The following is a 14168-nucleotide window of genomic DNA, read 5'->3' as shown; positions in this document are numbered from 1 at the left end:
AGGCTGGCTTTATAAAGTCAATAGATTAACATATTAACTTGCTGAAAAACTGACAAGCAGGAATTTTATATGGGAATCTCAGGGTAGCAGCATGTCGATGCATTGCTCCGAGCCCATAAAACTTGCCCGTTTCACGTGTAGCACTGTTTGTAACACAGGAAAAGGATTATGTCTCCTCCTGTATCGCTTCAGCATATAAAACCAGTTAACAAATAGCCAGAATTCTATTTGAAAAGCCTGATTTACTACATTTTCATTTATAAATGAGTGAATAATTGATGTTTTATCACAGGTAACATTATTTTTTGTTACCTGCATTATCGATAAATAAATAGCGGGCAATATTCAGGATATTTTTTTGCCTTCAAGTAATTGCTGAACTAACGGCGCCATAATTAACTCCATTGCCAGCCCCATTTTACCACCCGGAACAACGATAGTATTTATACTGGAAATAAACGAACCCTGAAGCATTGCCAGTAAATAAGGAAAATCGATTTGGCTCAGACCGCGGAAACGAATAACGATAAAGCTTTCGTCTAAGGAGGGAATTGCTTTGGCAGAGAATGGGTTGGAGGTATCGACAGTAGGAACACGCTGGAAATTGATATGAGTGCGGGAAAACTGGGGCGTAATATAGCGGATATAATCGTCCATTGAACGTACCACAGAATCCATCACAGCTTCCCTTGAATGTCCGCGTTCGCTGGTATCACGAATGAGCTTCTGTATCCACTCAAGGTTAACGATGGGAACAACACCAATCAGCAGATCCACGCAGCTGGCGACATTATGCTGTGGAGTGACAACACCACCGTGTAAACCTTCATAAAATAGCATATCGGTATTTGATGGTAGTGGCTCCCACGGGGTAAACGTGCCCGGAACCTGATTGTAGGGAACCGCTTCATCATACGTATGTAGGTACTTCCGCCAGCGTCCTGCGCCTGTTTCGCCATAATCAGAAAATGCTTTTTCCAGCATCTGGAAATCATTCGCTTCTGGGCCGAAATAGCTGATATGCCGCCCTTGTTCTTTTGCTTTACGTATTTCTGCGTCCATTTCGGGACGGGTATAACGGTGAAAGCTATCCCCTTCGATAAGAGCAGCGGTAATACCCAGTTGTTGGAAAATCTTGCGGAATGCCACACTGGTGGTTGTCGTTCCGGCTCCACTGGAACCGGTTATGGCAATGACAGGGTGTTTGGCAGACATAAGAACAGACTCCTTATCAGTAAAAAAACAGTTGGGATGATCTTTCTCGTAACCAGCAATTTTGAGCCAATAAAGCAGTACCAATAAAACAATGCCAATAGAACATACAAAAATTGAATGAAATGCTATTGAGCCGAAAAGGGTATAAAAAGAATCAGCTTACGGACGAAACTGCTCCTTAGGCATGATATTGACAGTTTCGTGCAATTCAGACCAGACCAGAATGACTTCGTTCCGTTCAAGCTGGCGTTTTACATCCTGTACTTTTTGCTCCAGTGTTTTTTCCGATTCACCATAATCAGTGCCTTCCCGTAAGACAAAACTCTCGATTAAGTTACGTAAAGTATCAGGTTCTATTTGTTTCCACGGGATAATCATTTTGTTCTCCATATATACCCTGCATCTTCCAAGTTGAATTACACACTTCGAAAACGGGTATAACTAACCTTGTGCGCTAAATAACATACTGCTATTTTCCTTGAAAGAAAATGACAATCATTAAGGGATAACGCAACTCATGACCGCCAGCCTGCTATTCTCACTCAGTACATTTATGTTTATCTCCGCGATTACACCCGGCCCGAATAATATGTTAATGACAACATCGGGTGCCAATTTTGGATTCCGCCGCTCGTTAATACTTTTTCTGGGAATGGTAATTGGAATGCAGACCATCCTGCTATTATCTGCGTTTGGTGTTGCGGCGTTATTGTTGGTCTATCCGGCTGTACACACAGGTTTGAAAGTGCTCGGTAGTTTGTACTTACTCTGGCTGGCCTGGAAAACCGTAACAGCACAGTATAAACAGTTGGATGCACAATCCCTCGGAACACCTCTTAAAGGCTATCAGGGCTGGTTATTACAGTTTCTGAACCCCAAAGCATGGATGATGGGATTAGGATCTGTCAGCAGTTACAGCTTAGCCGGAGATTTATATATCCACTCTATTTGGGTCATCAGCGTAGTGATGATACTCAGTAATATAGCTACAGGCTTGGTATGGCTGAATCTCGGTGTCATGATTGGTCGCCTGTTAAAAGGCCGTACAGCATGGTTTACTTTCAATATCGTGATGGGGCTTTTGACAGCAGCCTGTGTGCCATTGATCTGGATTAACTGAATCAGCTTAAATCAATATTTTTGCTGCCAAAGAAGAACGTCAGCACAAAGCCGCTGATATACGCAACAATCAGCCCCGCACCATATACCGCCATGCCCGTGAATATTCCTGTCAGGGATGTCATCAAAGGCACCGCGACTATACCGGAGGGGCCAAAGACCGTATTCAGGCCGACAGGTACACCTAGCCAGGCAATCAGCCCGATAAAGAAGCCGCCGATTGCACCACCAAAACAGGCCGTTACAAAAGGCTTGATGCGGGGCAGAGTCACGCCATAGATTAAAGGTTCACCAATTCCCAGAAAACCCGGAATAATGGCGCCTTTGATTTGAATACGCAGCAATGAATCTTTTTTCGCTCTGGCATATAACGCGAGAGCAGAACCAACCTGCCCGGCTCCTGCCATCGCCAGAACCGGAAACAAGGAGTTAAAGCCCTGTGTTTCCACCAGAGCAAAATAAACCGGTATAAAGCCCTGATGCACACCAAACATCACGGCTATCAGGAATAATCCGGCCAAAACAGCCGTCCCGAACGGATTACCATTCAGATTGGTGAAAAGCCATGACATTGCCATAAACAGGTAACTCCCGATCGGCATAATCACGATAAAAGTCACTGCACCCATAATCAGTAGCGTGATGGCGGAAGTCAGGATCACATCCAGATCAGACGGTATAATTTTGCGTATTTGCTTCTCAACCCAGGCTCCCAGAATACAGGCAATCAATACCCCGAAAATATTTCCCCGTGGGTCGATAGCGAAGCCAAAGAAATTGTTGATACCGGAATAAAAGCCACTAGTGGCATCGGGGTTATAACCCAGGATAAACAGAGCAGCGATAATCGCACCATTAATACCTGAACCACCGAATGCCTTCTGCGCATTATAGCCAATCAAAATGCTGAAGAAAGTGAACATCCCTTTACTGAAAATCTTCATATAGCCGATCATTTCAACCAGCACAGCATTAGGTTGTGCAACGCCCTGAATAAAAATTTGTTCCAGTAAAGTGGCGATCCCCAGTAACAGCCCGACAGCAATAAAACCCGGAATCAGTGGTGTAAAAATAGTGGCAAATTTAGCAAGGAACTTATGGATTGAGCTGGTTTGCTTCTCCTTGAGGTGTTTTTTATTGGAAGAAGCAATATCTTTCAAATCTGCTGAATGGTGTTCCGGAGCCGGGTGCCCGGCAGAACTTAATAACTCATTCATCATCTCTGCGGCTGTCTGGGCTTTGCCTGGGCCAAGAACAATCTGAAGCTGCTCATTACTTTCGACTACACCGAGAACGCCGGGGATCAGTTTTAGTTTTGCTTTATCGACGATTGAATCATCACGTAATGTTAACCTCAGGCGGGTCATGCAATTACCGCACTGTATGACATTACTTGCTCCGCCAATGGCGCTGAGTATTTCAGGCAACATATTCGGATTAATTTTAGCCATTTAGCACCCTTACCATCTATACCTATATAGGGAAAAGGTAATCACTATCGGACTGTTGAAATCGCAGGCCGGATGAACCCCTGATGTTTTGTTAATAACATTCGGGCTTCTTCGGCACTGATCCCCGATAGAATCATCACAATTGCGGTTTTGCAGTGGCCGTTACAGGCACTCAGGGCTTGTTCTGCCACTTCTCTGTTACATTCGGTAGCTGCCATCACAATATTTTTTTGTCGTTCGATTAACTTAGCATTAGTGGCTTCAACATCCACCATCAAATTACTATATACCTTGCCGGTACGGATCATGGCACCAGTTGTAATCATATTCAGTACCAGCTTTTGCGCTGTACCTGCTTTCATACGGGAAGAACCGGTGACAACTTCCGGCCCGACAACCGGTGTAATTGCGATACCAGCCAGCCGGGTCATCGGGCTGTCAGGATTGCAACTAATACAGGCGACAGTTGCTCCTATTGATACCGCATATTCCATCGCACCTAACACATAGGGAGTCCGGCCACTGGCGGCAATTCCGACCAGTACATCTTTTTCACTAAAGTGTAGTTCCTTAAGATCATCTATGCCCAGTTGCCGGTTATCTTCCGCATTTTCTACCGCTTTCAGAATAGCCTTATGCCCGCCAGCGATTAAACCGACAACCTGTTCTGGTCTGGTGCCATAGGTTGGCGGGCATTCACTGGCATCCAAAATTCCTAATCGCCCCGACGTACCTGCACCGCAGTAAACCAATCTCCCGCCACGACGGAAAGCCTCTGCCACTTTATCCACGACGAGAGCAATTTGAGGTAACGTCTGCTCAACAGCAAGAGCAACTTTTTTATCTTCATCGTTAATGACACGCAGCATATCCAGTGTCGATAACTCATCAATATGAGCACTGGCAGGATTGCGGCTTTCAGTTACCAGATTATTGAGATTGATTTTCATGGTTTGTTCCAACTATCTACTATACGGTGTGAGAGCGATTATGGATTATTGCATTGATTCTACAATATAGCCCTCATAATCATAGCGCTCACTTTCCGGGTTATTTCTTTTCTCGAATGATCAATCGTAATAAAAAAATATTTTCAAATAAATAGAATTGATTACCTTTTGATAAATAAAAGCGATTACTTTTAGTTATTGCCTGATAAAAATCTTTCATTACTTAATAATAAAAAAGTTTCCTACTTTATGTTGATTGTGCAAAAAGCTTTTATTTCAACTGATAATTTAATGTGAATGTGCAGATGAAATTTTGCATTCTCTTGAGGAACGTAACTATGAAGTTTATTTTTGTTAATAAATCCCTGCGATTTTTAATATTAATTTTTTCTTTTTTATTACCGTTTGTCTCGATGAATACATTTTCAGTGAGTGAAGATCATCAAAACCTAACAGTAAAACCACTTTTTCCGAGTGCGAGCGATGAAAATAATTTGGATGTAACAGAAAAAGATAAAGCTGGCGTAATTGCACAAAATATTCAGATGATAGGTGGTTTATTATCATCCTCGTCATCTCAACTTACAGAACAGGCGAAATCCTACGCTTTAGGAAGAGTAAACGGAGCAATAAATAGTGAGGTACAAGAATGGTTGTCACAATTTGGTACAGCCAGAGTCAATTTATCTCTTGACAGAAAAGGTAAACTGCATAACAGTTCATTAGATCTGTTATTTCCACTTTATGATAACAAAATAGACTGGCTGGTTTTTTCTCAGTTGGGTTATCGCAATAAAGACAGCCGAAATACGGTTAACCTCGGTTTTGGCAGCCGTTATTTCACTTCGGGCTGGATGTATGGTTTTAATACTTTCTTTGATCAGGATATTACGGGAAAAAATAACCGGCTGGGATTAGGGGCAGAAGCATGGGCTGATTACCTTAAATTATCAGCCAATACCTATATTCGTCTGAGCAAGTGGCATCAGTCACGGGATGATAAACTTTGGGAAGAGCGTCCTGCCAATGGTTTTGATATCAATGGCGAGTTCTTCTTGCCTGCTTATCCGCACATTGGCAGTAAACTGGGTTACGAAAAATACTTCGGGGATAACGTGACTCTGTTCAACCGTGATACCAAGCAGAAAAACCCCGGCTTTGCCAAAGTAGGCATAACTTATACACCAATCCCTCTGATAACGATGGGCATAGATTACCGACATGGCAGCAACAAACACAGTGATGCCCGCTTTCAGGCCAATTTAAACTATAGATTTGGTGTCCCGCTGAGTGTTCAGTTATCACCGGATAGCGTTGCATCAATGCGCACGCTGGCAGGCAGCCGCTATGATTTGGTGGAAAGGAATAACAACATTGTGTTGGATCATAGGGAAAAACCAAGACTGGAAATTAGCATACCGAATATCAAGCATGGAAAAAGTGGTAGTGATATATCAGTAACTGCTGATGTAATTTCAAATAGTGCAACTAAACCAGTTAAATGGAGTGCAGGAGGGGATTTCAGTAAAAATGGGGGAGAGCTGCCGAGCAATGGTAATCCGATCAATATTAAGTTACCAAAATATATCGATAAAGGTGTAAATAGTTACCCTATCTATGCAACAGTGGAATTAAAGAATGGGAAGCTATCTAAAACCGCAAAAATGACTATTGAAGTTGAACCTTTTGATCCTGAAGATAAGCCGTTCAAAGGTCAATTAGAGGTCTCTCCACCAGAAGATACTCTCTTTGGAAATGGTAATGATGCGTATACCTACAAAATTTTAGTTATTGACTCCAAAAGTGGACAACCGCTACGTAACCACAGTTTTGATAATGTCACATGGAGTATTACAGAGAGTCATCCAGGCCAAAAAATACCGAATAATGTGAAACTTAAAGATTCTAAAATTACGACAGATAGTAACGGATATTTAACTACTTCATTGGTAAGTGATGTCGGAGTGGATAAAGTCAGAGTTTCATTGGCGCTTACCACTGATGACAAAAAAGTGCATAAAATTGATGCACAAAGAGATGTGAGTTTTAAAGCGGTGCCGCAAATTGCAGACTTGATGTTAACTTCAGATAATCAACATTTTACGTATGTTGAAGGGCCGAATAAGCCTTATAACGTTTATAAAGGCTTAAAAATCATTTTTACAAAAAAAGTCTCTAGCTTAGAAGATATGCCCGAACCTATTGCTAGACACAATGATTATGTTGAATATAAATCCCCATCTGATCTTGTAAAAATAGTTATGACGACACAAGGACCAGAAATTACTTTCCCTATTGAAGGATTTAGTCCATCTAAAAAAGCAACTGTAACCGCAACTGTTACTGAATTCGATACAGGAGCAAAATATTCTTATGAATATAAGTTCAACCCTCAGCGATATGTTTTTGTTCCGGAAGTTGGGAATAATGGTGATGTAAAGTTGGGTGATGATAAATATAATAAGGAGTTGAATCATACTTGTGAAAATCTTGATTCAGCATCACGTAAATCAAGAACAATGACTAAAGAAGATGTTGCCGGTAAAGGAAGTTTTTCACTAAAAAATGAATATTATATGTTTACCGGTTTCGGAGTTTTACCTCATGATGATAAAATGAAAGTAATTAATGATGGAGATCAAAAATTCATTTTATATTATTTTGTGCCAAAAATCGATGAGTATGGAATAGAAGATAGAATTAATGGAGAAGATAAAATAGATACTAATCCTGAGCATACGGGTAAGTTATTGTGTAAATTATAAGATATATATTTATTGGTAACAAGAACACAGGTGCTTTTGAGACCTGTGTTTTTTGTTTTCTAATGATGGATTGAGTGCTCATAAAAAGCCAGATAAAAACTAAAATTAGTACAATAAATTTTCATTATCAACCGATAACCAAAAGTTATTGGAGGAGTATAAAATATTTCCTAATATATAAATTGGGTAAACTGTCTTACTCTAGTAATTTAGTATCAAAAAACGGTAACTAATAATAACATCTACTTGGGTGCTTATATATGCCATCATATATTGGTAAAATTATTGTTTTTTTCACGATCGTTTATATGTTACTTATCCCTTCTACCATTATGAATGTGTTTGCTGAGGGATATGTAACTAATGAAAAAACAAGCACATCTAAGATAGATAATGTAGACCTCCAAGTAACCGAATCAAGTAAGAAGTTTTTAACTTCAAAAGCCGATAAAAAAGATGAAACAGGGAGTACAAGTCATACATCAGAATATGAACATGCAGATGCTATTGGACGAAATATTCAGATGGCAGGGAATATTCTGTCATCATCCTCTTCAGAATTAGCAGAACAAGCCAAATCTTATGCTTTGGGTAAAGTTAACAGCACTATCTCTTCCGAAGCTCAAAAATGGCTCTCCCAATCTGGTACAGCAAAAATTAACTTTGGTTTTGACAGAAAAGGCAGGCTTGAAAATAACTCAGTAGATCTGCTATTGCCTATTTATGATAATCAAGCTGCATGGTTCTTTTTTTCCCAATTAGGTTACCGTAACAAAGATAGCCGGAACACAGTTAACCTCGGTTTGGGAGGGCGTTATTTTTCTCAGAACTGGATGTATGGCCTGAATACTTTTTATGACTATGACATTACGGGTAAAAACAGACGGGTAGGGTTAGGAGGAGAGCTTTGGGGAGATTATATTAAATTTTCCACCAACGGTTATTACCGCTTAAGTGACTGGCAAATCTCGCGGAATTTCGAGGAGCATCACGAACGACCCGCCAATGGCTACGATATTAACGGAGAATTCTTCCTATCTGCCTACCCTAATCTGGGAGGTAAATTTTCTTATGAGCAATACTTCGGTGATAACGTGACGTTATTTAACCGAAAGACCAAGCAAAAAAATCCAAGTCTGGCAAAAATGGGCGTGACGTATACACCAATTCCATTGATAACAATGGGCGTGGATTATAAACAAGGAGAGAGGGGACAGAGTGAAACCCAATTTCTGACAAACTTTAATCTCAGATTTGGTGTGCCACTGAGTGCGCAGTTATCACCGGATAACGTTGCATCAATGCGAACACTGGCAGGCAGCCGTTATGATTTGGTGGAAAGGAATAATAATATAGTGCTTGAACATCGGGAGGTGCCGAAGTCTGAGCTTTCTGTACCGGGAATTATTGTGGGTTATAGCCGTGAAATACATGACATTACGAAAGAGTTATCTGCAAATACAGCTATTCAACAGATTAATATTGAAAAGGGAAATGCAAAAGAGGAATTTATAAAGAATGGAGGGGATATCTATTTAAATTCTGGGGAAATTTATATTAAATTTCCTAAGTACTTATCGGGTGAAAATAAAAATAATAGTTATGCGCTCAATATATCTGCTGAATTAAAAAATGATCAAAAAACAAAACCTAAACAAATGAAAGTTATTGTCAGACCTTTTGAGATTAAAAAAGGAGAGGGCGCTAATTTCACACCTCCAGGCCCCCTATTGGCCTCAGGAGATCAAGGATATACTTTTAATCCTATTATTACTTCTGATACCCCTAACAATCCTAACGTGATTAAGAATGCAATCATCCATAATGTTGAATGGTTCGCGATACCAGTGGGTGCATCAGCGTCAGCGGTAGCAATAGGGACCTCAGCAGCATCATTAACGTTGGACGATAATATCTGTAAAAATAAAGAAATTACAGATAAATTGAAATTCAAGCCCAACAGTTCATTCAAGCAAATAAATATAATGAATGATGGACATATTGCAGAGCGTGATCGTGTCACACTAATGAGCACGGGATTCGTTGGCGCAGTTGCTGTTTGTGTAGCGATGGATAGTCAGCCTAGGAAATTTATGGGAAAAGTGGTTTTTGATGCCAAAACTACCCCCCTTCCCTACCATATTAAAGAGATTACCGTCACACCCGCTAAAACCATAACGGCGGATGGTAAGCAATTCTATACTTATACGGCACAAATCGTTGATAATGAAAAAAATCCACTGCAGGAAAAAACAACAATCTCTGGTGTTGAATGGAACATAAAAAATCCTGTAACAGGACTGACTTTGGATGCCCCAAAAGGCGATGTAGAAACAGATGAAACCGGGAAATTACAGGCCAAATTAACCAGTACAGTGAAAGCCGATGACGTCATGGTTTCACTGGCTATTGAAGGCCTAGATCCTGTATACGCAAAACCGGCAGTATCTTTCAGCTTGGAAGGTATCAGTTTTAAATCTGTTTGCAATAAATCTGAATTAGTGTTTGATTCCTGTGAATATACAGTAAAAGTGACTAATTCTGATGGTGATCCTGAGAAAGGCACGGTAACTTGGAAGTTGAAAAAAAATATCCCCGGAGTCTGTCTGAACCCTGCTGAAAATGGGACCTGTCCGAATCCTCCTGTTGAATCTGTTAAAACAGTAATAGGTGCTGATGGTACAGCCACAATAAAACTTACAAGCGAAGTTGTTGCGTCAGATGTGATTGTTACAGCCTCAACGGGGGGAAATACAGAGGAAGCACCACCTGTAGAATTTAAGTGGCCAATAATTAAGAGTGTGACGTTAGATAATCCTAATGGCTCTGTTGCTCCGGGTGAAAAACCATATTCTATTACAGCTAAAGTGAAAGGGGCTGATGGAAAAACGGATTATTCAGGTGATAAAATCGAATTTAAATGGAGTGTTGAGCCTCAAAATGATCATTTATCCCTAGAACCTCCAGAAGAAGTCAGCGAGGTATCTGGTGGTGAGTTAAAAATAGGGTTAATAAGTAGTAAAGATACGCCTCCTAGTACGGTTGCTAAGGTTTGTTTAACCATGGTTGGAGTACCTGAACCCAATCAGCAGTGTACTGATCCCATTAAATTCAAATATCCACCTGTAGATTTTGAAATCGCAAGTGTTGAAGTTTGGAAAGTTGAAAGAAATGGTTCTGAGCAAGATTTTGATCAGAAAAAACCACTGATAGGTAACAAGGGATTTGTTTCTAATCCAGACAGATATAAATATAGAGCATTGATTGTGAAGAAGGGTGATTCTAAGAAAGAACCAATTAGGAATTACCCATTTGATAAGGTGGAATGGACACGAGATCAAACCCAGATAGATTATGATAAATTACCCAAGCCTCAACCGGATAAAGATAAATTTACAACGGATGGTGAGGGCTATTTATATGCAACATTAGAAAGCGAGGTTGGAGTTTATAAGGATATTAAAGTGACTTTGACGCTTCCTAATCAAAAAGGAGAAAAAGAGACTAATTCTACAGATGGAAAATATTTGGTTAATTTTAATCCGTATTCTCAGCAAGCGAAAATGTATGTTTATAATCCAGGTCCAGGAAATAAAATATTAGCCAGTAAATTATTTGATTCACCGCAGCCATATAATGTATTTGGTTCTATTCATGCTGAATTAAGACCATACTCGAAGCCAGAACAAGATTTTGATAAAAAAGAGCTTACTTATAGTACCAATCCAATCAGCTATGTGATAAATCTAGGTGATAATGATAAAGGACCTATCACCTTTTTGGGTACTGATAATGTAACATTACAGGCGACACTAAAAAGTACAAAAGGGACAATTGATTTGTATGAATATAAAATAGATTCCTTAAGATATTTGATCTACGCCGCTACTAGTGGGGATCATGCTGCTGATAGTGAATTTTCCTGTGAGAGTATTGCTACTAATGAAGGAACTTTTCATTCTTACAATATAACGGATTTTGTTGGCTCAACGCCAAAGGAAGGATTACCTGTAAGGGATGAATTTGTAAATCTTTATAATTGGGGATTATTTGGTTATGGGAAGAAGTTAGGGACAAATCGAGTTAAAATTAAAGTGACCAGCAATACACCTGGAAAGCCCTATACAATATATAAAGCATATGATCTAGCTTCCGGGGAAAGCCCTATAGATGATGACCCTCATGCAAGAGGTTACCTTGTATGTAAAAATTGATAAAATTATGTCATCAATTTATAGAATCGTGTATAGCATGCCTGTTTGGAGAATATTTCGTTGGCAAAGGTTGATAGAGTGTTACAAGTTCTTTGTCATTCCAGTAACCTACCCGACACATCAGGGCGAGATAACATATTTTCAATATGGTTTTTTAGAACAAAAATGACACTTTTTTAGTTCAATCAGCATACGATAAAGATATGAAAACCTATCAATAAAATCATATTGAATGTACGAAACTACCAATAGTTGGCTAATGATTGATTTTTAATCAAGGTGGAATCCCGTTCTGCCCGACACGTAGGGAAATATAATTTATTCAATCCGTCTTTCAAGTGACCTCCTTGTTGTCTGAACTCACTCACCTGGGTTACATAGTTATCCATGCTCCCGAGGGCTGACACTCTTACCGCCGCGAGGCATCTTGAAATTCATTGTGTATATTGTCATTTAAATAATGTACCCAAATTGTAATTTTTCGTAATATTAAATTTTGAAATATATTCTTCTTATCAGCTGATAACTTTTTATCATTATACAATTCGATCTTGATGAAGTATGTTGTGGGTGTAATTTAATTTTCCTATTTAAATAGATGAATTTCTTTAATTACAAGTTAATTTTATCGGTTATATATTTAACGTAAGATATAAGTAGAGAATATTTTTTATAACAACTAATCGAATTTTAAATTAAATTTTGAGGTGTAAAATGTCTATAGGAAAAAAAGAAATCGACGGAGTGTATTCAATAAAACCTAATTCTGATTTAATAATAGGGCAGAATATTATATTTTCTGTTAAAGTAACCATGCCGGGAAATGAGGCATTTCCTCCAGGAGGAGAGATTCGGATTAAGAAAGATTTAGTTAATATTAATATTTTAAGTTCACATGCTCCTTCAACAGATAATTATTATCACTTTCCTATAATTGAAAATGAATCTAATAAAGAAGCGGGGGAGGTGGATATTTTAATGTCTGTTAAATCAGGATTGAATTATGGTGATCCGATTACATTTGAAGTTAGCTCTAATATCTCTACATTTAAAGTACAACCATTTAACTGTATAGCCAAAGATCTTAATTCAGGAACATTAAACCTTAACGTAGTTAATCAATATTTGGAAGCGCCATATCCTACTCCAACACAATATAGTCAAACTAAAGTCAACACAAATTTACGGGACCAAAAGTCTGGGACAGCTTTAAAAAATACACCTGTGTTTATAACATCAATAGATTCGCACTCTCTGGAACAGTTTGATATATATGATTCTAATAATCAAGCTCTACTTCCTCCTGTAACATTTAGTAATATGACTGGCATTATGGTATCTTCGAGTGATAATGGCGATGTTGTTTTTTACGTTCATGCAAAAAATGCAGTAACAGCCAGAGTTAGTTTACTTTCTATTGCAGGTCCGTATGAAGGTTTTTCTAAGACTATATATTCTGTTTATGCCGGTTCTTCTGATAATCCTGTAAAATTACCAGTAATTAGCGGATATAATCCCCCAGGATATTTAAACGCAGAAGGTAATAACTCTGAAAATTTTATAGTTAGTATAAATCAATATGTTCATCCAAGCGAAGGAGATGCTGTATTATTTTTTTATGCGGAGGCTGGGAAACACAAACAATTTACTGGTTATATTCGTACTATTTCCTCATCGGAAAAACCTGAATCCGGAGAATATGTGTTTGAATTACCTTATCAAATGTTTCCATATTTAATTTTTGTAAATTTTTCTTACGTTATTATCAGAAAATCAGGGGATACATTAACCTCTATGAATCTCCCATTAACTTATGCAGGTGGGGTACCATATGAGCCTAAAGATGATGTTAAACGGCCATATCAACCTTGTAAAGTTTATCCAAGTTATGGGGTTGGAAAAGATGATGAAATAATGGAATATACACCTATTTCCTATGCTGATATAAGAGCGTTTTCAGGTAGTGACGGCTCTGGTTTATATATTAAAATATTGGGAACTGAAAATCCTACTCTTAATAAAGATATGGTTCCTGTAGGAAGTAGTGTGACATTAACTACATATATTAATACAGGTAGTGATAGTAAAGTTACAAGTGGAGTTAAATCATACCCTCCTGTAGCAGTAACAAAACAAGGAGATGAAGTTTATGCTGTAATTCATATTCCTTATGAAGATCTTGCTGAGATTTCTAATCAAAATAATGGTCAACCAGCAACCATTAGGATTGAATATTCTATTCAGGATCATAGCAATGATAATAATTCACTTTTATATGGCAAAGTTTGGGTATCAACGATTGGGACTATTTCATCATAAAATCATTATTGAAAACTAGTTTTATTTTTAAATGGTTTATTGCTGTATTTATTTAAAAATAAACATTCCCGCAGCAACAGAGGGAAATTCAGATATGGCATCACTTACTTCGCATCATTCAGTTATTATTTTCGC

8 protein-coding genes are annotated in these 14168 nt (G+C 38.6%); 4 read left to right on the top strand and 4 right to left on the bottom strand.

Annotated features, from left to right (window positions below; all coding sequences use genetic code 11):
• Nucleotides 1–345: 345 nt before the first annotated feature.
• Nucleotides 346–1215 carry a phosphoribulokinase gene (locus AACS90_RS08385; RefSeq protein ID WP_099120263.1) on the bottom strand — a complete coding sequence of 290 codons (870 nt, stop codon included), beginning with the start codon at nucleotides 1213–1215 and terminating at the stop codon, nucleotides 346–348.
• A 159-nt stretch (nucleotides 1216–1374) separates the two neighbouring features.
• Nucleotides 1375–1593, bottom strand: a complete 219-nt coding sequence (locus tag AACS90_RS08380; RefSeq protein WP_099120262.1) for a YheU family protein — start codon at nucleotides 1591–1593, stop codon at nucleotides 1375–1377.
• 139 nt (nucleotides 1594–1732) lie between these two features.
• On the opposite strand from AACS90_RS08380, the gene AACS90_RS08375 reads away from it, so the two are divergent.
• Nucleotides 1733–2335, top strand: coding sequence for a LysE family translocator (locus AACS90_RS08375; RefSeq protein WP_099120261.1), 603 nt, complete (start codon nucleotides 1733–1735; stop codon nucleotides 2333–2335).
• 1 nt (nucleotide 2336) lies between these two features.
• Here AACS90_RS08375 and murP read toward each other — a convergent pair whose 3' ends face one another.
• Nucleotides 2337–3785, bottom strand: coding sequence for a PTS N-acetylmuramic acid transporter subunit IIBC (gene murP, locus AACS90_RS08370; RefSeq protein WP_099120260.1), 1449 nt, complete (start codon nucleotides 3783–3785; stop codon nucleotides 2337–2339).
• A gap of 44 nt (nucleotides 3786–3829) precedes the next feature.
• Nucleotides 3830–4735 (bottom strand): N-acetylmuramic acid 6-phosphate etherase, encoded by a 906-nt coding sequence (gene murQ, locus AACS90_RS08365; RefSeq protein WP_099120259.1) that lies wholly within the window; start codon nucleotides 4733–4735, stop codon nucleotides 3830–3832.
• Between the two features lie 338 nt (nucleotides 4736–5073).
• On the opposite strand from murQ, the gene AACS90_RS08360 reads away from it, so the two are divergent.
• From AACS90_RS08360 to AACS90_RS08350, 3 genes are all read left to right on the top strand, one after another.
• Entirely contained in the window at nucleotides 5074–7500 is a 2427-nt protein-coding gene (locus AACS90_RS08360; RefSeq protein ID WP_193757113.1) for an inverse autotransporter beta domain-containing protein, read from the top strand.
• A 260-nt stretch (nucleotides 7501–7760) separates the two neighbouring features.
• Nucleotides 7761–11714 (top strand): inverse autotransporter beta domain-containing protein, encoded by a 3954-nt coding sequence (locus AACS90_RS08355; RefSeq protein ID WP_099120257.1) that lies wholly within the window; start codon nucleotides 7761–7763, stop codon nucleotides 11712–11714.
• A 714-nt stretch (nucleotides 11715–12428) separates the two neighbouring features.
• Nucleotides 12429–14033, top strand: a complete 1605-nt coding sequence (locus AACS90_RS08350; RefSeq protein ID WP_099120256.1) for a hypothetical protein — start codon at nucleotides 12429–12431, stop codon at nucleotides 14031–14033.
• Nucleotides 14034–14168: the final 135 nt, after the last annotated feature.

The organism is Xenorhabdus sp. KK7.4 (assembly GCF_963876465.1).
Lineage (GTDB): Bacteria > Pseudomonadota > Gammaproteobacteria > Enterobacterales > Enterobacteriaceae > Xenorhabdus > Xenorhabdus stockiae.
Note: the sequence above shows the minus strand (reverse complement) of the source record. Positions and strands in the feature narration are given on the sequence as shown.

What these genes read in the sequence shown, in the direction of transcription:
- murP (WP_099120260.1), bottom strand. Translation starts at nt 3,785, where the DNA reads ATGGCTAAAATTAATCCGAATATGTTGCCTGAAATACTCAGCGCCATT.
- murQ (WP_099120259.1), bottom strand. Translation starts at nt 4,735, where the DNA reads ATGAAAATCAATCTCAATAATCTGGTAACTGAAAGCCGCAATCCTGCC.
- AACS90_RS08380 (WP_099120262.1), bottom strand. Translation starts at nt 1,593, where the DNA reads ATGATTATCCCGTGGAAACAAATAGAACCTGATACTTTACGTAACTTA.
- AACS90_RS08375 (WP_099120261.1), top strand. Translation starts at nt 1,733, where the DNA reads ATGACCGCCAGCCTGCTATTCTCACTCAGTACATTTATGTTTATCTCC.
- AACS90_RS08360 (WP_193757113.1), top strand. Translation starts at nt 5,074, where the DNA reads ATGAAGTTTATTTTTGTTAATAAATCCCTGCGATTTTTAATATTAATT.
- AACS90_RS08355 (WP_099120257.1), top strand. Translation starts at nt 7,761, where the DNA reads ATGCCATCATATATTGGTAAAATTATTGTTTTTTTCACGATCGTTTAT.
- AACS90_RS08385 (WP_099120263.1), bottom strand. Translation starts at nt 1,215, where the DNA reads ATGTCTGCCAAACACCCTGTCATTGCCATAACCGGTTCCAGTGGAGCC.
- AACS90_RS08350 (WP_099120256.1), top strand. Translation starts at nt 12,429, where the DNA reads ATGTCTATAGGAAAAAAAGAAATCGACGGAGTGTATTCAATAAAACCT.